This is a genomic window from Sphingopyxis sp. CCNWLW2 (assembly GCF_037095755.1).
GTDB lineage: Bacteria > Pseudomonadota > Alphaproteobacteria > Sphingomonadales > Sphingomonadaceae > Sphingopyxis.
On sequence record NZ_JBAWKJ010000002.1, the window covers coordinates 724,405 to 744,174 of the forward strand.

General features: G+C 65.4%; 19 protein-coding genes. 3 read left to right on the forward strand and 16 right to left on the reverse strand.

Translation table 11 applies throughout. The features are described from left to right. Positions 1 to 114 precede the first annotated feature (114 nt). From V8J55_RS14640 to V8J55_RS14650, 3 genes are read right to left on the reverse strand one after another with little or no spacing between them, the layout of a single operon-like run. Complete coding sequence (locus V8J55_RS14640) at positions 115 to 879, reverse strand: hypothetical protein (protein ID WP_336446339.1); 765 nt, start codon at positions 877 to 879, stop codon at positions 115 to 117. Further along, positions 876 to 1,997 (reverse strand): NAD(P) transhydrogenase subunit alpha, encoded by a 1,122-nt coding sequence (locus V8J55_RS14645; RefSeq protein ID WP_336446340.1) that lies wholly within the window; start codon positions 1,995 to 1,997, stop codon positions 876 to 878. Before V8J55_RS14645 ends, V8J55_RS14640 begins: the two co-directional genes overlap by 4 nt. A gap of 13 nt (positions 1,998 to 2,010) precedes the next feature. Next, positions 2,011 to 2,133, reverse strand: a complete 123-nt coding sequence (locus tag V8J55_RS14650; protein ID WP_037510616.1) for an aa3-type cytochrome c oxidase subunit IV — start codon at positions 2,131 to 2,133, stop codon at positions 2,011 to 2,013. A gap of 241 nt (positions 2,134 to 2,374) precedes the next feature. On the opposite strand from V8J55_RS14650, the gene V8J55_RS14655 reads away from it, so the two are divergent. Then, the gene (locus tag V8J55_RS14655; RefSeq protein WP_058538049.1) at positions 2,375 to 3,808 is read left to right on the forward strand and encodes a sigma-54-dependent transcriptional regulator; all 1,434 of its coding nucleotides are present in this window, start codon (positions 2,375 to 2,377) and stop codon (positions 3,806 to 3,808) included. Here V8J55_RS14655 and folP read toward each other — a convergent pair whose 3' ends face one another. From folP to glmM, 7 genes are all read right to left on the reverse strand, one after another. After that, positions 3,809 to 4,939 (reverse strand): dihydropteroate synthase, encoded by a 1,131-nt coding sequence (gene folP / locus V8J55_RS14660; protein ID WP_336446341.1) that lies wholly within the window; start codon positions 4,937 to 4,939, stop codon positions 3,809 to 3,811. It lies immediately after the preceding gene. Continuing rightward, positions 4,939 to 6,078 (reverse strand): site-specific DNA-methyltransferase, encoded by a 1,140-nt coding sequence (locus V8J55_RS14665; protein WP_336446342.1) that lies wholly within the window; start codon positions 6,076 to 6,078, stop codon positions 4,939 to 4,941. The genes folP and V8J55_RS14665 overlap by 1 nt, the downstream gene beginning before the upstream one ends. 218 nt (positions 6,079 to 6,296) lie before the next feature. Beyond that, a complete protein-coding gene (locus V8J55_RS14670; protein WP_336446343.1) occupies positions 6,297 to 7,193 on the reverse strand; it encodes an oxidoreductase in 897 nt (298 codons plus the stop codon). 37 nt (positions 7,194 to 7,230) lie between these two features. Beyond that, entirely contained in the window at positions 7,231 to 7,785 is a 555-nt protein-coding gene (locus tag V8J55_RS14675) for a ribonuclease HII (RefSeq protein ID WP_336446886.1), read from the reverse strand. Then, positions 7,782 to 8,924, reverse strand: a complete 1,143-nt coding sequence (gene thiD / locus V8J55_RS14680; protein WP_336446344.1) for a bifunctional hydroxymethylpyrimidine kinase/phosphomethylpyrimidine kinase — start codon at positions 8,922 to 8,924, stop codon at positions 7,782 to 7,784. The genes V8J55_RS14675 and thiD overlap by 4 nt, the downstream gene beginning before the upstream one ends. Further along, complete coding sequence (locus V8J55_RS14685; RefSeq protein ID WP_037510600.1) at positions 8,921 to 9,145, reverse strand: DUF1272 domain-containing protein; 225 nt, start codon at positions 9,143 to 9,145, stop codon at positions 8,921 to 8,923. Before V8J55_RS14685 ends, thiD begins: the two co-directional genes overlap by 4 nt. Positions 9,146 to 9,179: 34 nt before the next feature. Beyond that, positions 9,180 to 10,517 carry a phosphoglucosamine mutase gene (gene glmM, locus V8J55_RS14690; RefSeq protein ID WP_336446345.1) on the reverse strand — a complete coding sequence of 446 codons (1,338 nt, stop codon included), beginning with the start codon at positions 10,515 to 10,517 and terminating at the stop codon, positions 9,180 to 9,182. 175 nt (positions 10,518 to 10,692) lie between these two features. Here glmM and V8J55_RS14695 point away from each other — a divergent pair, with 175 nt between their 5' ends. Both V8J55_RS14695 and V8J55_RS14700 read left to right on the forward strand, forming a co-directional pair. Next, a complete protein-coding gene (locus tag V8J55_RS14695; RefSeq protein WP_336446346.1) occupies positions 10,693 to 11,940 on the forward strand; it encodes a dicarboxylate/amino acid:cation symporter in 1,248 nt (415 codons plus the stop codon). Beyond that, a complete protein-coding gene (locus tag V8J55_RS14700) occupies positions 11,937 to 12,932 on the forward strand; it encodes an aldo/keto reductase (RefSeq protein WP_336446347.1) in 996 nt (331 codons plus the stop codon). The genes V8J55_RS14695 and V8J55_RS14700 overlap by 4 nt, the downstream gene beginning before the upstream one ends. Before the next feature lie 53 nt (positions 12,933 to 12,985). Here V8J55_RS14700 and V8J55_RS14705 read toward each other — a convergent pair whose 3' ends face one another. The 6 genes from V8J55_RS14705 to V8J55_RS14730 form a co-directional block, all read right to left on the reverse strand. After that, the gene (locus V8J55_RS14705) at positions 12,986 to 13,597 is read right to left on the reverse strand and encodes a hypothetical protein (protein ID WP_336446348.1); all 612 of its coding nucleotides are present in this window, start codon (positions 13,595 to 13,597) and stop codon (positions 12,986 to 12,988) included. A 107-nt stretch (positions 13,598 to 13,704) separates the two neighbouring features. Continuing rightward, positions 13,705 to 14,241, reverse strand: coding sequence for a DUF1003 domain-containing protein (locus V8J55_RS14710; protein WP_336446349.1), 537 nt, complete (start codon positions 14,239 to 14,241; stop codon positions 13,705 to 13,707). A 7-nt stretch (positions 14,242 to 14,248) separates the two neighbouring features. After that, positions 14,249 to 14,950, reverse strand: a complete 702-nt coding sequence (locus tag V8J55_RS14715) for an NnrU family protein (protein ID WP_336446350.1) — start codon at positions 14,948 to 14,950, stop codon at positions 14,249 to 14,251. A gap of 151 nt (positions 14,951 to 15,101) precedes the next feature. Continuing rightward, positions 15,102 to 16,403 carry an amidohydrolase family protein gene (locus tag V8J55_RS14720; RefSeq protein WP_336446351.1) on the reverse strand — a complete coding sequence of 434 codons (1,302 nt, stop codon included), beginning with the start codon at positions 16,401 to 16,403 and terminating at the stop codon, positions 15,102 to 15,104. Beyond that, entirely contained in the window at positions 16,400 to 17,803 is a 1,404-nt protein-coding gene (locus V8J55_RS14725) for an amidohydrolase (RefSeq protein WP_336446352.1), read from the reverse strand. Before V8J55_RS14725 ends, V8J55_RS14720 begins: the two co-directional genes overlap by 4 nt. A 3-nt stretch (positions 17,804 to 17,806) precedes the next feature. After that, positions 17,807 to 19,642, reverse strand: coding sequence for a peptide MFS transporter (locus V8J55_RS14730; protein ID WP_336446353.1), 1,836 nt, complete (start codon positions 19,640 to 19,642; stop codon positions 17,807 to 17,809). Positions 19,643 to 19,770 lie beyond the last annotated feature (128 nt).

The following is a 19,770-nucleotide window of genomic DNA, read 5'->3' on the forward strand; positions in this document are numbered from 1 at the left end:
TTTGGCTCGCGTTTCGCCCCTTGGGAGGCTCGCCCCGCCTCAGCGGCCGATCACCAGCCGTGCCGCGCTGAAAAGGCCCATCTTCCGTCTCCGCCGGATTGCTGCCGCCGGCCACTATGGCTTGGGCTCGAACACCGGATATTCGAACGTATCGACCGGCTTCTCGATCCGGATCGCCAGCTGATCGGGACCATGCTGGCGTACCGCAAAAACGCCGCCGCGATAGTTGAAGCTCTGCCAGTTCGCCGTGGGCTCGATCTTCACGCCGTCGGTGAAGCAGGTCGGCCCGAAATCCTTCACGGGCGCGCCGAGACAGATCACGAATTTCGAGCCGACATAGGCACCAAAGAACGACCGATAATCGTCCATCTCTCCATAGGCGCGGACCGGAACGGACTCGTATCGAACCGGCGGCATCGGGCGGAAGTCCTTCTTCTCCTCGGTCTGGACGTGGAAATCCGCATAGGGATAGTCCTTGTTCAGATAATAGGATTCGAAGGCGCCGTCTTTGTCGAAGTCTGCAAGACACAGCTTTTTGTAGACGGTCCAGAGCGTGTCCTGCGGCGCATCGCGCTCGCAGCCGTAGATTTCCTTGCCTTGCGCCAGGATGATGACGTCGCCGCTGCGGATCGCGTTGCCGAATTCGGCGTCGGGCACTTGGACATCGCCGAGCACGCGCACCGACCTGCTGGGGGTACGTCGTCCGAAAAACCACGCGTCGCGCTTGGCGATCAGCCGCTCCTCGCTCGCCGCCGCTTCGGGAACGAAGATGGTGCTGAACTGATAGCGGAACTGGTCTGCATTGGCCTTCGCAAACGCCGGCGTGGCGCCCGCCGAAACGAGCGCCGCGACCAGTCCCGCGATCAGCGCGCACCTCAACCCAGCAGCCGCTCGTTCACGACCTTGCCGCCCTGCGTCAGGCGCACGGCGTTGCCGATTTCCTCGTCGAGCACGGGCTTGCCCGCTTCCTTGTCCCAGAAGGCCGAGAGGAAGTTGAACAGGTTGCGGCTGAACAGCGCGCTGGTGTCCGCGGGCATCAAGGCCGCGATATTCTTCGCGCCGATGACGGTGACGCCGTGGATGCGCTTCGCTTCGCCCGAAACCGAACCTTCGACATTGCCGCCGCTTTCGGCCGCCATGTCGACAATCACGCTGCCGCTGCGCATCGTTGCAAGCTGCGCATCCGAGATCAGCCGCGGCGCCGGGCGCCCCGGGATCAGCGCGGTGGTGATCACGATGTCCTGCTTGGCGATGTGCGACGACACGAGCTCGGCCTGCGCCGCCTTATACTCGTCGGACATTTCGGTGGCATAACCGCCCGCGCCCTCGCCCTCGATCCCCGCCACCGTCTCGACGAAGATCGGCTTGGCGCCGAGCGATAGGATCTGTTCCTTGGTCGCGGCGCGCACGTCGGTCGCGCTGACCTGTGCGCCGAGGCGGCGCGCCGTCGCGATCGCCTGAAGCCCGGCGACGCCGACGCCCATCACGAACGCCTTCGCGGCGCTGACGGTGCCCGCAGCAGTCATCATCATCGGGAAAGCGCGGCCATAGGCGTTCGCCGCGATCAGCACCGCCTTGTAGCCCGCGAGATTCGCCTGGCTCGACAAGATGTCCATCGACTGCGCGCGCGTGATGCGCGGCATGAATTCCATCGCCAGCGCTTCGAGTCCGAACTTCGCATAGTCGTCGATGCGCGCGCGTTCGCCGAACGGGTTGAGGCCGGCGACGAGCCAGGCGCCGTCGGCGAAGCCAGCAAGGCCCTTGGGATCGGGACCCTGGATCGCGAGAATGATATTCGCGCCCTTCAGCACATCGGCGCGGCTGCCGACCTTCGCGCCCGCGGCGCTATAATCGGCATCGGCGATCGAGGCTTGTTCACCCGCCCCCGATTCAATGGCAACTTCAGCGCCCAGACCAATGAATTTTTTCACGGTTTCCGGGGTGGCAGCGACGCGGGTCTCGCCTTCGGCGAGCTCCTTCAGGACAGCGATGCGCATGCGCGAAGCCCGGTCAGGACGCGATGAGAAGGACGACGCCGACGGTCACCACCGCGGTAATGATCGAGCCGATCTTGAACAGGCTGATGAAACCCGCATAGGTTTCTTCGGCTGCCTTCATTTCCTGCTGTGCCATCGCTTTTCCCCTATAATGGCCGTTTTCTGTGCGCGAACGCACAGCGCCGCATCCCAGAATCGGTTATCGCGCCGGTCTTAGCCACGCGTCTCGCGATGCTCAAGTGCGGGTTTGGCTGCTAGACTCTGATGCGGGAAAAGACGAATGCCCTTAATCGCCCTTTTACCCCTATCGGATAGATATGCAGCCCTCAGCAGAACAAACCCATAGCAATGTCGGTTCAGGGGGCAGATTCGGAACGATGACGAACACGCGCGACACGCGAATGGTGATGATCGTCGACAGCGAGCCTGCCCAGCAGCGCTTCCTGGCGGCCCTTGTTTCGCGTGGCGGCTGGCGCAGCGTCATCGCCGCCGACACCGACACCGCCCTGGCCAAGCTCGGCACGCAGGAAGGCATGGCGCTCGACGCGGTGCTCGTCGACCAGGGCGCACCGGGCATGGACATTTCCGAATTCGTCGGCGAGCTCCGCCGCTGGCGCCCCGCGCTGCCGCTCGTCGTGATCACGATGCGCAACGGGGTCGAGGTCGCGGTTGGCGCGATGCGCGCCGGGGCGAGCGACTTCGTCCAGAAACCGATCGCGCCCGACCGGCTGCTCGAAGCGCTCGACCGCGTCGTGTCGACCAGTGGCCCGCAGGGCGAACTGCGTCCGCTCACCGAGAAACTCCGCGCGCCATTGGCGTTCGAGGAAATCATCGGATCGAGCCCCAATTTCCGCAGCGCGCTGGCGATCGCCGCCAAGGCCGCGCGCGCCCGCGTGCCGGTGATGATCAACGGCAAGCCCGGCACCGGCAAGGAAGTCTTTGCGCGCGCGATCCACAGCGCGAGCCCGCGCGCGCGCGGCCAGCTCGTCATGGTCGATTGCTCGGCGGTGTCGCCGGGCCTGATCGGATCGGGGCTGTTCGGCCACGAACGCGGCGCTTTCGCGGGCGCGTTCGACCGCCAGGTCGGCCGTCTCGTTCAGGCCGACGGTGGCAGCATCATCATCGACCATGTCGAGTGCATCCCGCTCGAAACGCAGGCGAAGCTCGTCGAATTCCTGAACAGCGGCGAAGTGCAGATGATCGGCGGTTCGATCCGCCAGAGCGTCGATGTGCGCATCATCGCGACGAGCACGAGCCCGCTCGACAAGCTGATCGAGGCCGGCCACTTCCGCGAAGACCTGTTCTACGCGCTGTCGAGCGCGCAATTCACCCTGCCCTCGCTCTCCGAACGCCGCGGCGACGTCGGCCCGCTCGCGCGCCACCTGCTCGCGCGCATCGGCGGTCTGCCGGGCATGGGACCGATCGGGGTCACCGACGACGCGCTGCGCCTGCTCGCCGCCTACGCCTGGCCGGGCAACGTCCGCCAACTGCAGGACGTGCTGTTCCGCGCGGCGGTGAACAGCACGACCGATGTCCTCACCAGTGCCGATTTCCGCGCGATCGAGGCGACGCTCGGCGGCGGCAGCCCGAGCGGCGAAGGCGAGATCGCGATCAACGGCGAGGCGATCGGCGTCACGCTGTACCTGCCCGACGGCAACCTGCGCCCGCTCGAGGAAATCGAGGCCGACGTCATCCGCCTCGCGATCGGCCATTATCGCGGCCGCATGAGCGAAGTCGCCCGCCGCCTCGGCATCGGACGCTCGACACTCTACCGCAAATTGAGCGACCTCGGGATCGACACCGCCGCCTGATCAGGCGGTCAGCGCCGCATCGCGCAGCCCGCGCCAGACGCGGAGCGCCTGCCGGTTTTCGGCGATGTCGTGGACGCGGAGCAATTGGGCGCCCTGCGTCGCCGCCTGATAATGTAGCGCCACCGTGCCGCCGAGCCGCTGGTCGGCGGGCGCCTCGTTGTCGAGCGCTCCGATCATCCGCTTGCGGCTCGCGCCGAACAGGATCGGGCACCCCAATGTGTGAAACAGCGCGAGCCCGTTGATGAGCGCCAGATTGTCGCCGACGCCCTTGCCGAAGCCGAGCCCCGGATCGACGATGATCTTCGCCGGGTCGACCCCGGCGGCGACGCACGCCGCGACGCGCTCGGCGAGCATGTCGTAGACGTCGAACAGGACATGCGCATAATTGCCGCCTTCGTGCGGATCGCTCTTTGCCGAGGGCGCGTGCATCAGCACGACCGGGCAACCCGCGTGCACGACGACTTCCATCGCGCGGTCGTCGTAGCGCAGCGCCGAAATATCGTTGACGATCCGCGCGCCGGCGGCGAGCGCGGCCTCCATCACCGCAGCCTTGCGCGTATCGATCGACACCGCGACGCCGCCCCGCGCGAGCGCCGACACTACGCCTTCGATGCGCTTGATCTCGTCGCCTTCCCAGACCAGCGGCGCGCCGGGACGCGTCGATTCGCCGCCGACATCGATGATCGCCGCCCCCGCAGCGCCCATCGCGAAGCCGGCCTCGGCCGCGGCAACGGCATCGACATGCTTGCCGCCGTCCGAAAAACTGTCGGGAGTGACGTTCAAAATGCCCATGAGCTGCGGCTCGTTCAGCCGGATTTTCCGCTCGCCAAGTTGGAGCACGCCGCGCGTCCGCACGACACCGGCGCGCTGCGCATTTGCCGCCTGCGCCAATGCGTCGGGCATCGCCGCAATCCAGCCATCCCATTCGGGAACCGGAACGATCGCCGATTTGACGGTCAGACCGTCGCGCAGGCTGATATGCCACGCCGCGAACCAGACCATAGAGTCGGCGATCCGCAGGCAATCGTCATCAAGCTCGTGCGGGCGGTCGACGAAGCAGGTCGGGCGGCAATAGAGTTGCGCATCCGCCGACGCGGCGCCGAGGTCGGGCTTGGTCAGCGGCTGAAACATCAGGCTTCGTTCGCCAGCAGCCAGTCCTGCCGCACCGCGTCGATCACGCGGAGTTCCTTGCCATTGTCGACATGCCAGAAGGTCCAGCCGTTGCAGCTCGGCGCACCCTGCAGCCCCGCGCCGACCTTGTGGATCGAGCCTGCGGGCTGGCCTTCGCAATCGAGGCTGCCATCGACGCGCACTTTCGCCTTCCAGCGGCGCTTGGTATCGGTCAGCACCGTTCCCGGCGCGATCATGCCGCATTCGACCAAAGTGCCGAACGCGACGCGCGTCGCGGCCTTCGGCGCCATCATCGTCTTCACCGCGCTTTCGTCGAGCGGCAGCGCCAGCTCGATACGTTCCAACGCGGCCTCGATATAATCATCCTCGCGCTCGATGCCGATGAAATGGCGGCCGAGGCGTTTCGCGACCGCGCCCGTCGTGCCGGTGCCAAAGAAGGGATCGAGGATCACGTCGCCGGGGTTCGAGCAGGCGAGCAGGATGCGATAGAGCAAGGCTTCGGGCTTTTGCGTCGGGTGGACTTTCGTTCCGCCCTTCTTCAGCCGCTCCTGCCCGCCGCAGATCGGGATCAGCCAGTCCGAACGCATCTGAAGTTCGTCGTTCAGCGTCTTCATCGCGCGATAATTGAAGGTGTAGCGCGACTTTTCGCCCATCGACGCCCAGATCAAAGTCTCATGCGCGTTGGTGAAGCGTGTGCCCTTGAAATTGGGCATCGGGTTCGCCTTGCGCCACACGATGTCGTTGAGGATCCAATAGCCATTGTCCTGCAGCGCGGTGCCGACGCGGAAGATATTGTGATAGCTGCCGATCACCCAGATGCTGCCGTTCGGCTTCAGGATGCGCTTCGCTTCCTTGAGCCACGCCTGGGTGAAGCGATCATAGGTCGCGAGGCTGTCGAACTTGTCCCAGTCGTCGTCGACCGCGTCGACCTGGCTGCCGTCAGGGCGCAGCAGGTCGCCGCCGAGCTGGAGATTATACGGTGGGTCGGCGAAGATCATGTCGACCGACGCGGCGGGCAGCGAGCGCATCATTTCGACGCAATCGCCCTGCAAGATGCTGTCGAGCGGCAGGTCCGCGGGGTCGACTTTCGGCGTCCGCTTCTTCGTCGCCGGCGCCTTGACCCGTTCCATCACACCCATGCTTCACCCCGTTCCTTGCTCGTAAGAAGGCCCTGATGAGTCCAGCGGAGTCCGCCGTCAAGCGCAGGAGTCTAAGGATTCCGCCTCTCTAACTGGTTAACGCGATGAGAACGAAACGAGTCTGGCACACCATATGGAGTCGGCCGCGACTCGGAGACTCAACCACTGGTGGTGTGGCGACGAAGACTCACCCCCGAAAAAAATTTTGCGTTGCGGGGTCAAAGCCCCGGATCGACCCCGGTGAGGTCGATCGAATGCTGCCACAGCTCGCGCGCGAGCTTCGGATCGCGCGCGTCGCGTGTGGCGCGCGCCGGCCCCGAGCGGCCCGACACCTCGCCGAGCCCCTGCGGCCCCAGATAGTCGCCGCCCTGAACCCGCGCGCCCGTCGCCGCCTGCAACGTCGGCCACGCGCCCTGCGCCGCACTGTTGAAAAAGGGGCCGGCAAGCGGGGTCATCGTGCGCAGCGGCAGCGGCAGGTGGCGCGTGAGTTCGGTGAGCGCGACCCCCGGATGGCAGCCGATCGCCTGCGTCGCGCGCCCCGCGGCGCTCAACCGCCGGTCGAGCTCGAACATATGGAGCAGGTTCGCAAGCTTGCTCATCTGATAGCGCGCCCAATTGTGATAGCTGCGCGACGCCGACAGGTCGCTGTAATCCATCGCGCCGTTCCGGTGCGCGATGCTGCCCGTGATGACGACCCGGTCGTCGACATGGGGGTGGATGAGGCCGGTCAGCGCGAAGGTGCCGAGGTGGTTGACCCCGAATTGCAGCTCATACCCCTGCCTGGTCAGCGTCCGGGGCGGGATCATCACCCCCGCATTGTTGATGAGGACGTCGATCCGCGGTCCCGCGAGCACCGCCTTCGCCGCATCGCGGACCTGGTCGAGGTCGGCGAGATCGAGCGGCTGGAACGACAGTTCGGCCTTTGGCACGTCGACCCAGATGCGGTTCATCGCCACCTCGGCCTTGTCCTCATCGCGGCAGGCAAGGATCACATGCGCGCCGCGCGCCGCGAGGATTTTGGTGGTTTCGAACCCGATTCCGGCATTGGCACCGGTAACAAGAAAGGTGCGGCCGGTCTGAACCGACACATCGTCGGCCGAAAATCCTCTGCTCATCGCCTGTTCCCCTCTTAGGCTTTTAGGCTTCGGGCGGTCAGACCAGCTGCATTTGTGCGACCGGGGCAAAACTGGTCCGATGGTGCGGCGTCGGGCCATGCTGGCGCAGCGCCGCGAGATGCTGCGCCGTACCATAGCCCATGTTGGTTTCCCAGCCAAAGCCGGGGAAGTCGCGTGCCGCCGCGACCATGAAGCGGTCGCGATGCTCCTTCGCGATGATGCTCGCGGCCGAAATGCACGGATGGAGCGCGTCGCCGCCGATGATCGCGGTCGCGGTATAGCGCCAGCGCGGCAGGCGGTTGCCGTCGACGAGGACCTCGGCGGGCTCGAACCCCAGCGCCTCGACCGCGCGCGTCATCGCGAGAAAGGTCGCCTGAAGGATGTTGATGCGGTCGATTTCCGCGACGCTCGCCTCGCCGACGCCCCAGCGACAGCGCGCCTTGATCTGCGCTTCGAGTTCGGCGCGGCGTTTGGCGGTGAGCTTCTTGCTGTCGTCGAGCCCGGGGATGCCGCCTTCGCAGAGCAGCACCGCCGCCGCGACGACGGGCCCGGCGAGCGGCCCGCGCCCGGCCTCGTCGACGCCGACGATCATATGCGCCACGGTGGGTAACGCCGATATTCGGCCGCCTGATAGAGACACAGCCGATTGCCGGCGGGATCGGCCAGCCGCGCCTCGCGCCACCCCCATTCCTCGTCCTTCGGCATTTGCTCGAACCGCACCCCGCGCCGCGCGAGGTAAGCTACCCACGCATCGAGCGCGCCGCTTTCGAGATAGGCGATCGCCCCGCCCGCCGCGCCGTCTCCAACATGGATCGACAGCGTCACGCCATTGGCGGCTTCGAAGCGCGCATAACCATTGTCGGGGCTATCGACGATCTGCTTCAGACCCAGCTGTTTGTAGAAAGCGACCGACACCACATAGTCGTTCGCGGGCAGCGTGACCTGATTCAGCGCCGGGCCGGTGAACAGCCCGTCGTTGCGCACATATTGCTGCCCCATCGGGCCATGCCCTTGCCCCAGCCCCGGCGCATCGTGCAGCGAAAGCCGCACGAAATCGCGCGCGCGCGCGATCGCCGGTTCGAGCGGCATGCCCTGCGCCAGCCCGGTCGCGATCGCGCTCGCTAGCGTGCAGCCGGTGCCGTGGCTGTGCGGGGTGTCGATACGCGGAGCTTCCCAGCGCGCGACCTCGCCCTCGCCGGTTTCGAGCAGCCGATCGATCACCGTCGCGCCCTCGGCATGGCCGCCCTTCACGAGCAGCGAACAGCCGTGCGCGAGCACCGCTTCCTCGCCACCCAAGGCTTCCAGCTCGGGCAGATTCGGCGTTGCGACCATCGCGCGATCAAGCAGCGCGCGAAACGCGTCAATCGTCGCCGTGTCGGCGAGCACCGATCCGCTCGTCGCGATCATCACCGGATCGAACACGAGCGCCGCCTGCGCGAGATCGGGCCGCGACAAGAGCTCCGCGACCGCCGCGGCGGTTTCGGCGCTGCCGATCATCCCGATCTTGACCGCATCGACGCCGATGTCCGACGCGACACTGTCGATCTGCGCGAGCACCATATCGGTCGGGACCGGATGGACGCCCTGCACGCCCAGCGTATTTTGCGCGGTGATCGCGGTGATCGCGGTCATCGCGTGGCCGCCGAGCATCGTGACCGCTTTGATGTCGGCCTGGATGCCCGCACCACCGCCGCTATCCGAGCCGGCGATAATCAGGACGCGCGCGGTCACCCCTTATGCTTTCGCTCCGTCGAAGCGGGGAATTTCGCCAGCGCCGCGCCCTCGCGCAGCGGCCGGTCGAGCAGGTCGCCGCCGCAATTGGGGCAAATCTCGTCGAGCTTGTCGGCGCAGTTGGCGCAGAAGGTGCATTCGAACGAGCAGATGAAGGCGCCGTGAAGGTTGGCGGGCAGATCGCGTCCGCATTTTTCGCAATCGGGTCGCATTTCAAGCATGGTAAGTCTCTTTCGGTTCTAGAAAATCAAATGGTTATGCTGTCGCCGCGCGCACGGCGTCGCAGATCATGTCGACGACCTGCTCGACCTGCCCGGCATCGTCGCCCTCGGCCATCACGCGGATCAGCGGTTCGGTGCCCGACGGGCGGATGACGAGGCGGCCGCGGCCGTTGAGCGTCGCTTCGCCCTCGGCGATCGCCGCGATGACCTGCTTGTCTTCGAGCGGCTTGCCGCCGGCGAAGCGGACATTCTTCAAAAGCTGTGGCACGGGGTCGAACTGGTGCAGCAATTCGCTCGCGGGCTTGCCCGACGCGATGAGTTCGGCGAGCACCTGCAACGCGGCGAGCGTGCCGTCGCCGGTCGTCGCATGATCGGACAGGATCATATGCCCCGACTGCTCGCCGCCGACGTTGAATCCGCCTTCGCGCATCCGTTCGAGGACATGGCGGTCGCCGACCTTGGTGCGCTCGAGCCGCAGCCCTTCGGCTTCGAGGAAACGTTCGAGGCCAAGGTTCGACATCACCGTCGCGACGACGCCGCCGCCTTTCAGCCGTCCCTGCCGCGCCCAGCTCGCGCCGATCAGTCCCATGATCTGGTCGCCATCGACGATCCGGCCTGTTTCATCGACGACGATCAACCGGTCGGCGTCGCCGTCGAGCGCGATGCCGATGTCGGCGCCGCTCGCGACCACGGTTTCCTGCAACAGCGCGGGGGCGGTCGATCCGCATTTGTCGTTGATGTTGGTGCCGTTCGGATCGACGCCGATCGCCACCACGTCGGCGCCAAGTTCCCAGAACACCGTCGGCGCGCTGTTATACGCCGCGCCATTGGCGCAATCGAGCACGATGCGCAGCCCGTCGAGGCGGACCGATTCGGGCAGGCTCTGTTTCACCGCATGGATATAGCGCCCGCGCGCGTCGTCGATGCGCTTGGCGCGCCCGATGTGGCTCGGTTCGGCGAGCTTCGGCTCTTCCCCGAGCAAATGCTCGATCTGCGCCTCGTCCTCGTCGGACAGCTTGTATCCGTCAGGACCGAACAGCTTGATCCCATTATCCCGATACGGGTTGTGGCTCGCCGAAATCATCACGCCCAGATCGGCGCGCATCGAGCGCGTGAGCATTGCGATCGCCGGGGTCGGCATCGGGCCGACCTGCACCACGTCCATGCCGACGCTGGTGAAGCCTGCGACGAGCGCATTTTCGAGCATATAGCCCGACAAGCGCGTGTCCTTGCCGATCACGACACGGTGCTTGTGGTCGCCGCGCAGGAAGTGTGCGCCCGCCGCCATACCGACGCGCATCGCGACTTCCGCGGTCATCGGGACCTGGTTGGTCAGGCCGCGAATCCCGTCGGTTCCGAAAAACTTGCGCATATTCCCTCAGCTACCTAACCATCGCCCGGCAAATGCCTGCCCCGGCTTCCCACGGGATGGCCCCCGCGGAGCATTTCCCGGCCCAAAAACCGGTTCCCGTTTCTTTCGGGAGGTGCTCTAAGTCACCCTCTTTTGCTTGGCAAGCAGGCCAGAAAAAACGCCGGGAGAATCCGTCTTGAAATCCGCTTGGTTCATCCTTTCGGCGCTCGTCGCCGGCATGCTTTTGGGAATCGGCGTCGAGCTGGTGTCGCCCGATGCCGGAACCGCCTCGCTTCCCTTTGTCGAACCGATTGGGCTGCTCTGGCTCAACGCATTGAAGATGACGATCGTCCCGCTCGTCGTCGCGCTGCTCATCACCGGCATCACCGCGACCGCCGACGCCGCACGCGCGGGCAAGCTCGCCTTCCGCGCGGTGATGATCTTCCTTGGCGCGATCACGCTTTCGGGCCTGATGACGTTGCTGCTGGCGCCGCTCCTTCTCCGGCTCTTCCCGCTGTCGCCCGGCGCCGCCGAAGCACTGCGCCACGGGCTTGGCGGCACGACGCAGACAGGACCGTCGCCGACCTTTGGCGATTTCCTGCTCTCGCTGATCCCGACCAACCCGATTGCCGCGGCGGCCGAGACCGCGATCCTGCCGCTGATCGTCTTCACCACGATTTTCGCTTTCGCGATCACGAAGCTCGAGCCCGTGCAGCGCGCGACGCTGTCAGGGCTGTTCAAGGCGCTCGGCGACGCGATGCTGATCGTCATCGGCTGGGTCCTCGCGCTCGCGCCGATCGGCGTTTTCGCGCTGGGCTATGCGCTCGCGGTCAAGGCCGGGGTCGCGGCGTTCGGCGGCCTCATTCATTATGTGCTGATCCTCTCGGCGATCGGCGTCAGCTGCCTTCTCCTCGGCCTGCTCCTCGCGTGGCTCGTCGTCGGCATTCCGTTGCCGCGCTTCATCCGCGCCATGGTCCCGACGCTCGCGGTCGCGATCAGCACGCAAAGCTCGCTCGCCAGCCTGCCCGCGATGCTGAAATCGTCGGAGGAGCTTGGCGTCGATCCCAAAAAGGCCGACGTCGTGTTGCCGCTCGCGGTCGCCCTGTTCCGTTTCACCAGCCCGGCGATGAACCTTGCGGTCGTCGTCTATGTCGCGTGGCTGTTCGGGGTCGAGCTGACCCCATGGGAGATGGCGGTCGGCCTTGCGGTCGCGATCGCCGCCGCGCTCTCCTCGGTCAGCCTACCCGGATCGATCAGCTTCGTGACCTCGATCGCGCCGATCGCAGTGTCGATGGGTGTCCCCGTCGCACCGCTCGGGCTGCTCGTCGCGGTCGAGACTTTTCCCGATATCTTCCGAACCCTAGGTAATGTCATCGGTGATGTCGCCGCGACCAAATATGCCGCCGACGGCGTCGAGAAGGAAGCAGCAGGAGAAGCCTCATGAAATATCGCAAGCTCGGCCACGGCCTCGAAGTGTCCGCGATCGGCATCGGCTGCATGCCGATGATCAAGGGCGGCAATATCCTTTATGGCGAGGCCGCCGACCTCGATGAATCGACGCGCACGATCCACCGCGCGATCGACCTTGGCGTCACCTTTTTCGACACCGCGCAGATCTATGGCCCCTTCAGCAACGAGGAGCTGCTCGGCGACGCGATCAAGGGCAAGCGCAACGGCCTCGTCATCGCGACGAAGTTCGGCTTCAAATTCGAGGGCAAGGCGATCACCGGGGTCGACGGTTCGCCCGCCAACGCGCGCGCCGCGTGCGAAGGCTCGCTCCAGCGGCTCGGTATCGACACGATCGACCTCTTCTACCAGCACCGCGTCGACCCGTCGGTCCCGATCGAGGAGACTGTCGGCGGGATGATGGAGCTGGTGAAGGAGGGCAAGGTCCGCCACATCGCGCTGTCCGAAGCCGGCCCCGACACGATCCGCCGCGCCGCAAAGGCCGCGCCGATCACCGCTTTGCAAAGCGAATATTCGATCTGGGAGCGCGACATCGAGGACGAGATCCTCGGCGTCTGCCGCGACAATGGCATCGGCTTCGTCCCTTACTCGCCGCTCGGCCGCGGTTTCCTCGCGGGCGCGGTGCGCAGCCGCGACGAGCTTCCCGAAACCGACTGGCGCCGCAACGACCCGCGCTATTCGGACGAGAATCTGCCCGCCAACCTCGCGATCGTCGATGCGATCGGCGCGGTCGCTGACAAGCATGGCGTGTCGAAGGCGCAGGTCGCGCTCGGCTGGCTGCTCGCGCAGGGCGACGATATTGTCCCGATCCCCGGCACCAAGCGCCGCGCGACGATGGAAGACAGCGTCGCGGCGGCCGAGGTCACGCTGACCGCCGACGACCTCGCCGCAATCGACGCGGCGGCGCCAAAGGGCGGCACGAGCGGCCCGCGTTATGGCGAGGTAGGGATGCGGATGGTGCGGTTGTAGGCTGCCCGCCGGGCGTCTGCTAACGACCGGAAGCGGACGCTAACGGAGCAATATTATTGGTCTCGGTACCGGGCTTCTTCTGCCTCCGACAATGGCTTTTGAGGGCTGCTTTCAATCGAGCAAAATCCGAGATGCGCGCCCGGCAGGTTTCTATTGTCCCTTCGGCGTGTGATCACGGCACCATACACCAACGGCCCAGACGCATTGCCCGACAACTCGGGCGTGTCGGTAAGCTGTATCATAACCCATGCCTTACCGTCTCGAAATTGCATGAGAGAATCGTAACTTGAGCGAGAGCGCGCATCCCAACGATAAGTTTCGAGGCGAGACGGCTTATCACCAGTACTGGCGCCAAGTAGCGGATTTTCGATAAGCCCGCTGTCATCTTGTATGACTTTTAGAGATACGGGTGTGCTCACGAAACCCCGCCAAGCCGGCATGGTCCAAAGCTCCCCTTTTGTTCCTCGGACACCGCGTCCCCCGGTTTGCTCGAGTTTGAGCTGGCCGACCTTGCCGCCACTGTCGCTGAGCTTGCAATTTACTTTGTATGCCGGAAGCGTCTGACGCTCTGCGCTGTCCGTCAAAGCCTCAATTGACATCATTGGCGGCGTTGGCGGTTTCAATTGGGTAGCAGCCTGCGCCATGAGCAAAAAACCGACGATCATACCGCGGCCCCCTCAAATCTGATGTCTAGCAACTTCTCCGCGTAGCTAGCAAAGTCAGGCACTTGCGCAATGTCCGCTCCCCGCCCCAAAGCCGCCATCCGCCCGCCCTACCCCTTCACATCCAGCCGCGCACACAACGCATCGACCTTCTCCGCCAGCTCGGCGATCCGCATCTGGTCGATCTTTTCGTGCAGCCGCATGATCTCCAGTTCGGCGCGCAGGTTGATTTCGTAATCGACGCTCGCGGTCAGCCGGTCCTTCGCCGCCTGCCGGTTCTGGCTCATCATAATGATCGGCGCCTGGATCGCCGCGAGCGTCGAGAGCATCAGGTTCAGGAAGATGTAGGGATAGGGGTCGAACGCGAGGCCGAAGCGCTGGAGCACCTCCGAATTGAGCAGCATCCAGCCGAACAGGATCAGCGCAAAGACGATGATGAAGCCCCATGAGCCGCCGACCGCCGCGACCCGGTCGGCCAGCCGGTCGCCGGTGCTCGCCTGCGCATCCTCGATATCGGCGGCGTCGCGGCTGCTGGGCGCGCGCTTTGCGATCGACGCGACCACGCGCGATTCCTCGGGATCGAGCTCGTCGAACGCGCGGCCAAGCAGCCGCAGCGACAGGTCGTTGAGATGCGTGTCCGCGTTCATTCGGCTCCTATCCCACCCAACGCCAGATCCCGGCGACCATATAACCAAGCGCGCCATGCGCCCAGGTCGCGACAAGCCATAGCATGATCCCGCCGAGCAGCGCGTGCGGGCGCGGGATCGTGTCGGCCCATGGTGTCGCCCCGCCGACCTGCCGCGCATAGGGCACAAAACTCGTCCGCGCCGCCCACTGGCGCCAGGCATCGCCCATCAGCCGCGCCTTTTTTGCATCCTGGCCCGCCGAACCGACGAGCGCGAGGAAGATGATCGTCGCGGACAATATGATCTGCGCCGTGGTCGGCATCACCAGCACATGCGCAAAGGCCCACAGCGCGAAGCCCCACATCATCGGGTGCCGCGTGATCGCGAACACCCCGCGCGGCGTCGCCGCCGCATCGCGCGCGGCGTGCGGTGCGGGCAGCGCCGGATTGCCGATCAGCGATCCGATGAAGAGGATGCTCGCAAAGAGCACGATCAGCGACGCGAGGATCCACAGCGGATCGTCGACCGCCCACAAGGGCGGCTCGGGCGGCATCCCCCGCCACGCCTGCACCATCATGATGAAGGTCGCTATCGCGACGATCGAATAGGTGATCTGGAACCCGCGCTCGCCAAGCCGCCCTGCGAGCCCGTCCCGAAGCGGATGCGACAGCGCAAGATGCGACCCGACGAACAACACGCAGGTCGTGATCAAAAGCGACACCGGCTGCATGACCAATCCCTCCTCCAACAATGTCATCTATCGCCCAGGCGTCGCGATGCGCGACTCGCGATGGGCTCAGCGGCGATAATTGTGCGACAAAGGTAACAGTGTCAACATGGAGAGCAAGGGATGGAGCAGGCGGTGAAACGCCTGCCCCGCCCTATCGGTCGTATGCTTTGGGCAATGCCCCTTCCTGCGGCGTCGTATAGCGGTCGCGCAAACGGTCCTGCCGTGTCGTCAGCGATTGTGCCTTGCCATCGATCCACACCGCCGTCGGGCGGCTGCCGAGTTCGAGCGGGTCATTGTCCCAGATCACGACATCGCCGGCGCGGCCCGGACGCAGCGAACCGATGCTGCCCTCCATGCCGACGGCGCGTGCCGGGACGCTGCTGATCGACGCGAACGCCTGATCCCACGTCATGCCGCTGGCACCGGGCACGCGCGCGAGGCCGACGAGGTTGCCGGCATATTGCGTCGCATAGCCCATCTTGTGCGCGTCATCGTCGTCGAACACGCCGACCGACACGTCGACGCCCGCGGCCTTGAGCCGCCCAGCGTTCGATTGCGTCGCGCCAAGTTGTTCGAAGGTCGACGGCAGGTCGGTGAGCGGCGACACGAGCACCGGCACCTTTGCCGCCGCGATGTCGCGCGCGACGAGCCAGCCCTCGGTCACCCCGACGAGCACCAGCTTCAGCGCGGGAAACTCGCCCTTCAGCTTGATGACATTCACGATGTCCGCGGCGCGGTCGACGCGAACGAAGAGCGGCGTCGTGCCGTCGATCACGCGGACGAGCGCATCGGCATCGGCGCGCTGGATCATCGCGTCATTGCCCCATTCGGCAAGCGTCGCGGGGTTGCGCGCATAGCTGCGTGCCGCCAGCAATTGCTCGCGGAAGAGCAGGAAGGTCGCCGCGCGGCTGCCCCCCGCCTTTGCCGAACCATCCTCGCCGAACGCGACATATTGCAGCGCGCGGGGCTTGGTCACCATGTCCATATCGTCGGCGAGGTCGACGACCGCGCCTTGGCCGGCGAACAAATTGCTGCTGCTGCCCGGCGCGACGATCGCGCGCGTCACGCCCGACGCGCGGTTGACCGCGACGGGCGATCCCATCGGATTCAGCGCGGGCGCGATATCGAGCCCCGCCGAAAAGCGCGTGCGCGGTGCCGACCGATCGTTGGTGCCGGTTACGGCATCGACTTCGGTCAGCCCGACGCGGCTGAACGCCGCGACGATGCCCGGCGTGACATATTTGCCCTGCGCGTCCACGCGCTCGACGCCCGCGGGCACGGCAACGCCCGCCCCCGCCGCGACGACCTTGCCGCCGCGCACGACGACGGTGCCGCCGTCGATCGGCGCGCTGCCGTCGCCGATGACGAGCTTTGCGTTGACGATCGCGACATCCTGCGCGGTTGCGGGAACCGCGATGATTGCCGCGGCGGAGAGAAGAAGCGCGCGGATCATTTCACGTCTCCTTCGCCCGGCTGGCCGAGCTCGAAATCGCTCACCGGACGCCGCTTCGGGTCGTTCGCGTCGAACATCAACGCGCCGTCGATCCACACCTTTTCGGGGCGCGTATAAGCGCTGAACGGATTGCCGTTCCACAGCACGACGTCGGCCATCTTGCCGGGTTTCAGGCTGCCCGTCTTGTCGCCGATACCCAGCGCCTTGGCGGGATTGTACGACAGCCAGGTCCACGCCAGCTCGTCGCTGACGTCGATCCCGATGCGGCGGCCCGCTGCGCGCGCCTTCGCGGCTTCCTGGTTGAGCCGCTGAATCTGGTTCGCATCATCCGAGTGGACGATCGTGCACGCGCCGGCCTTGTAGACGAGCGGGATATTCTCGTTGACGCTGTCATAGGCTTCCATCTTGAAGCCCCACCAGTCGGCCCACATCGCCGAGCAAATGCCTTCCTTCGCAAGGATATCGGCGATCTTGTAGCTTTCGACCGCGTGGTGGAAGGTCGACACCTTGTAGCCGAATTCCTTCGACATATCGATGACGAGCGCCATTTCGTCGGCGCGATAGCAATGGTTGTGGACGAGGATCTCGCCCGACAGCACGCCGACAAGCGTTTCCATCGCAAGGTCGCGGTCGACGGCCTTTCCGTCGTCCATCTTCTTCTTGTAGGCCGCCGCCTTCGCCCAAGTCGCGCGATTGACCGCATAATTGCCCATGCGGGTCGAGGGCGCGCGGCCCTTGCCGCCATAGACGCGCTTCGGATTCTCGCCGCACGCCATTTTTAGGCCGTAAGGCGCGCCGGGGAACTTCATTCCCTGCACCGTGCGCGAGGGCACATTCTTGAGCGTGATCGAGCGCCCGCCCATCAGGTTCGCGCTGCCCGGCAGGATCTGCAGGCTCGTCACGCCGCCGTTCGCCAGCGCGCGGCTGAATCCCGGGTCCTGCGGCCAGACACTATGTTCGGTCCAGACTTCGGGCGTCGTCGGCGACGTCATTTCGTTGCCGTCCGAATGCGCCTCGACGCTGGGCGAGGGATAGTCGCCAAGGTGGCTGTGGATGTCGATGATGCCGGGGGTCAGGAACTTGCCGGTCCCGTCATAGACCGCGATATCCGCCGGGATTGGCGTATCGGGACCGCCGACGGCCTCGACCTTCCCGTTCGCCAGCAGCACGGTGCCATTGTCGATCCGCCCGCCCTCGCCGTCGAAGATCGTGACGTTACGGACCGCCGTGACTTGCCCGGGATAAGCCTTGTAGGTCGACGGATACGGATCCTTGTTGAACTTCACCGGCTTCTCGGCGGGCTTATCGCCCGCCGAGGCCGTCTCTCCATTACTCGCCGCACAACCGACGAGCGCCAGCGACACCGCAGCCAGCAGGCTGCCCTTCACACCGCGGATCATCGATTACGCCCCCTTGGGTTCGGGATGAACGCCAGCCGCCTGCGGCTCGCCGAGTTCGCTCGTGCCCGCGACGTCGTCGCGGTCGCGCAGCGTGTCGAGGTGCATCCAGCGCTTCACGATGGGGCTGACCAGCAGCACCGCCACCGCTGCACCGATCGCGATCCAGCCGAACATCTCGTAGATCTCGAGCAGCTTGGCCTTGCTCATCTCGCCGCCATGGCCGCCGGTGGCTTCACCGATCTTGCCGGCGACGAAATTGCCGACCGCGGTCATATAGAACCACGCGCCCATGATGAGCGACGCGACGAAGGTCGGCGCGAGCCGGTTCATCGCCGAGAGGCCCACGGGGCTGAGGCACAACTCGCCGGTGGTGGCGAGGAGGTAATAGAGGAAAACGAAGATCACAGGGGTCATCGCCGCGATGCCAAAGGCCTGCGCGCCCCAGACGAGGACAAGGTTCGCAAGCCCCATCTGCGCCAGCGCCAGCCCGAATTTGGCGGGAGCCGACGGTTCCTTGCCGCGCTTGCCGAGCCGTTGCCACAGCGCGGCGAACAGCGGCGCGAGCAGGATGATGTAGATCGGGTTGATCGACTGGAAGATCGAAGCCGGCACCGCGCCGCGATCGACATAGCGGTCGGTGAACAGGTTCATCGATCCGCCCGCCTGTTCGAACAGGCCCCAGAACAGCGGATTCAGGGCGATCAGGAACAGGATCGCGAACATCCGGTCACGCGCATGGTCTTCGCGGTTCATCTTCTCGACCACCATCACGCCGAGGAGAAGGAGGAAGCCGAACAGCGCGACCCACGCCGCGGGCGCAAGCCCGAACGCGACAGGTCCGCTGGCGATGCTGAGGCCGAGGATGAGCGCTAGCGGCAGGAACAGCATCAGCGCGAGGCCCGCGAGCGCGACGTTGACGCGGCTCCGCGGACCGGCGCCGATCGATCCGTACGGCAGCTGGAACGTCGCCACGAGGACAACGTAGCCAAGCAGGAGAATGCCCGAGACGAGCAGCAGGTTCTGGATGACGTCCTGATACTGGACCAGCGCCCAGATCACCGCAACTGCGGCCAAACCGACGGCGTAGAGCGTCCACTCGCTCGACCGCGACAGCGGTGCAGGCGCCTCGCCCGCGCCCTTGAGCGCGCTCTTGCCGAGAACGAAGACGACAAGGCCGGCGAGCATGCCGATGCCGGCGAGCCCGAAGCCATAGCCCCAGCCGATCCGCTGGCCGAGATAACCGACAAGGATCGTGCCGAGCGCGGCACCGACGTTGATGCCCATATAGAAGATCGTATAGGCGCCATCGCGGCGAATGTCGGTGAGCCGGTACAGCTGGCCGACCATCACCGAGATATTCGCCTTGAGGAAGCCCGAGCCGACGATGATGAAGGCGAGCGCGGCCCAGAAGACGTTGATCGTCGGATCATTCTGCCCGCCGACACCCTCAACCGCCATCAGGCTGTGGCCGGCCGCCAGCAGCAGGCCGCCGAACAGCACCGCCTTGCGCTGGCCGAGGTAGCGGTCGGCGAGATAGCCGCCGAGCACCGGGGTGATGTAGACGAGGCTGGTGTAGGCACCGTAGATCAGGTTCGACTTGCTGTCGGAGAACAGCCAGTGCTGGGTCAGGTAGAAAATCAGGATCGCACGCATGCCGTAATAGGAGAAACGCTCCCACATTTCGGCGAAGAAGAGCATGTAGAGGCCCTTGGGGTGTCCGGCGAATTCGGGTTTCTTGCCGCCGGCGATCAGCGCACCGATGCTGAGGAAGACGCCGAGGACCAGAAGTGCGATTACCGCAATCCAGTCCCCCTCGTCCCACGAGCCCATATTTTTCATTATGTTGCGTCCCTTTTAGGATTGTCTGGCGCGGCCTCCCGCCGCGCGAATGCGGCAACCTAGCGCGAAAATTGCGTATTGGAAGAATCTAATTGCGCATGAAACCGTCTCGATCGGGCCAAAAATTA

What these genes read in the sequence shown, in the direction of transcription:
- V8J55_RS14645 (WP_336446340.1), bottom strand. Translation starts at nt 1,997, where the DNA reads ATGCGCATCGCTGTCCTGAAGGAGCTCGCCGAAGGCGAGACCCGCGTC.
- V8J55_RS14650 (WP_037510616.1), bottom strand. Translation starts at nt 2,133, where the DNA reads ATGGCACAGCAGGAAATGAAGGCAGCCGAAGAAACCTATGCGGGTTTC.
- V8J55_RS14655 (WP_058538049.1), top strand. Translation starts at nt 2,375, where the DNA reads ATGACGAACACGCGCGACACGCGAATGGTGATGATCGTCGACAGCGAG.
- folP (WP_336446341.1), bottom strand. Translation starts at nt 4,939, where the DNA reads ATGTTTCAGCCGCTGACCAAGCCCGACCTCGGCGCCGCGTCGGCGGAT.
- V8J55_RS14665 (WP_336446342.1), bottom strand. Translation starts at nt 6,078, where the DNA reads ATGGGTGTGATGGAACGGGTCAAGGCGCCGGCGACGAAGAAGCGGACG.
- V8J55_RS14670 (WP_336446343.1), bottom strand. Translation starts at nt 7,193, where the DNA reads ATGAGCAGAGGATTTTCGGCCGACGATGTGTCGGTTCAGACCGGCCGC.
- V8J55_RS14675 (WP_336446886.1), bottom strand. Translation starts at nt 7,785, where the DNA reads ATGATCGTCGGCGTCGACGAGGCCGGGCGCGGGCCGCTCGCCGGGCCC.
- V8J55_RS14685 (WP_037510600.1), bottom strand. Translation starts at nt 9,145, where the DNA reads ATGCTTGAAATGCGACCCGATTGCGAAAAATGCGGACGCGATCTGCCC.
- glmM (WP_336446345.1), bottom strand. Translation starts at nt 10,517, where the DNA reads ATGCGCAAGTTTTTCGGAACCGACGGGATTCGCGGCCTGACCAACCAG.
- V8J55_RS14700 (WP_336446347.1), top strand. Translation starts at nt 11,937, where the DNA reads ATGAAATATCGCAAGCTCGGCCACGGCCTCGAAGTGTCCGCGATCGGC.
- V8J55_RS14705 (WP_336446348.1), bottom strand. Translation starts at nt 13,597, where the DNA reads ATGATCGTCGGTTTTTTGCTCATGGCGCAGGCTGCTACCCAATTGAAA.
- V8J55_RS14710 (WP_336446349.1), bottom strand. Translation starts at nt 14,241, where the DNA reads ATGAACGCGGACACGCATCTCAACGACCTGTCGCTGCGGCTGCTTGGC.
- V8J55_RS14715 (WP_336446350.1), bottom strand. Translation starts at nt 14,950, where the DNA reads ATGCAGCCGGTGTCGCTTTTGATCACGACCTGCGTGTTGTTCGTCGGG.
- V8J55_RS14720 (WP_336446351.1), bottom strand. Translation starts at nt 16,403, where the DNA reads ATGATCCGCGCGCTTCTTCTCTCCGCCGCGGCAATCATCGCGGTTCCC.
- V8J55_RS14725 (WP_336446352.1), bottom strand. Translation starts at nt 17,803, where the DNA reads ATGATCCGCGGTGTGAAGGGCAGCCTGCTGGCTGCGGTGTCGCTGGCG.
- V8J55_RS14730 (WP_336446353.1), bottom strand. Translation starts at nt 19,642, where the DNA reads ATGAAAAATATGGGCTCGTGGGACGAGGGGGACTGGATTGCGGTAATC.